Origin of the sequence: Methanosarcina sp. DH1, from assembly GCF_020804205.1 — an archaeon.
In the GTDB taxonomy this organism is placed as follows: domain Archaea; phylum Halobacteriota; class Methanosarcinia; order Methanosarcinales; family Methanosarcinaceae; genus Methanosarcina; species Methanosarcina vacuolata.
Genome location: NZ_WJBJ01000045.1, coordinates 1 through 1,404, shown reverse-complemented (window position 1 = coordinate 1,404; position 1,404 = coordinate 1). Strand labels below are relative to the sequence as shown.

Annotated in this window: 1 protein-coding gene; it reads right to left on the bottom strand. The window is 35.2% G+C overall.

Annotation, left to right across the window (positions count from 1 at the left end; all coding sequences use genetic code 11):
- A partial coding sequence (locus tag FXW07_RS19115) for a hypothetical protein (RefSeq protein WP_229397187.1) occupies positions 1-1,390 on the bottom strand: 1,390 nt, incomplete at its 3' end.
- Positions 1,391-1,404: the final 14 nt, after the last annotated feature.

Sequence of the window (1,404 nt, the reverse complement as noted above, 5' to 3'; positions counted from 1 at the left end):
GAGAATTCCTCATAAGAGATAATATAAAACAAAGTGCCTTTGCTCTGTCAGAATCATCTTGAATATTTGAGGCTATTTCAAGGGCTTTTTGCATAAATTCTTCTTTTCTTTGGCCATCAAAATGAGGAACAAGAACAGAAAGGGCCTCTGCTCTGTCAGAATCATCTTGAATATTTGAGGCTATTTCAAGGGCTTTTTGCATAAATTCTTCTTTTCTTTGGCCATCAAAATGAGRAACAAGAACAGAAAGGGCAGATACTCTAAAAGAATCATCTTGAATATTTGAGGCTATTTCAAGGGCTTTTTCCATCACTTCTTCTTTTCTTTGGCCATCAAAATGAGGAACAAGAACAGAAAGGACATGTGCTATGTAATAACCCTCTTGAATATTTGAGGTTATTTCAAGGGCTTTTTCCATCACTTCTTCTTTTCTTTGGCCATCAAAATGAGGAACAAAAACAGAAAGGGTAGATGCTCGTGTAAAATCACCTTGAATATTTGAGGCTATTTCAAGGGCTTTTTGCATAAATTCTTCTTTTCTTTGGCCATCAAAATGAGGAACAAGAACAGAAAGKGCCTCTRCTCTGTCAGAATCATCTTGAATATTTGAGGCTATTTCAAGGGCTTTTTGCATAAATTCTTCTTTTCTTTGGCCATCAAAATGAGRAACAAGAACAKAAAGGGCAGATACTCTAAAAGAATCATCTTGWATATTTGAGGCTATTTCAAGGGCTTTTTGCATAAATTCTTCTTTTCTTTGGYCATCAAAATGAGGAACAAGAACAGAAAGGGCAAATGCTCTGTCAGAATCATCTTGAATATTTGAGGCTATTTCAAGAGTTTTTTGCATAAATTCTTCTTTTCTTTGGCCATCAAAATGAGAAACAAGAACATAAAGGGCAGATACTCTAAAAGAATCATCTTGTATATTTGAGGCTATTTCAAGGGCTTTTTGCATAAATTCTTCTTTTCTTTGGTCATCAAAATGAGGAACAAGAACAGAAAGGGTAAATGCTCGTGTAAAATCATCTTGAATATTTGAGGCTATTTCAAGGGCTTTTTCCATCACTTCTTCTTTTCTTTGGTCATCAAAATGAGGAACAAGAACAGAAAGGACATGTGCTATGTAATAACCATCTTGAATATTTGAGGCTATTTCAAGGGCTTTTTCCATCACTTCTTCTTTTCTTTGGCCATCAAAATGAGGAGCAAGAGAATAAAGAGCAAATGCTCTGTCAGAATCATCTTGAATATTTGAGGCTATTTCAAGGGCTTTTTGCATAAATTCTTCTTTTCTTTGGCCATCAAAATGAGGAACAAGAACAGAAAGGGCCTCTGCTCTGTCAGAATCATCTTGAATATTTGAGGCTATTTCAAGGGCTTTTTCCATCAMTTCTTCTTTTC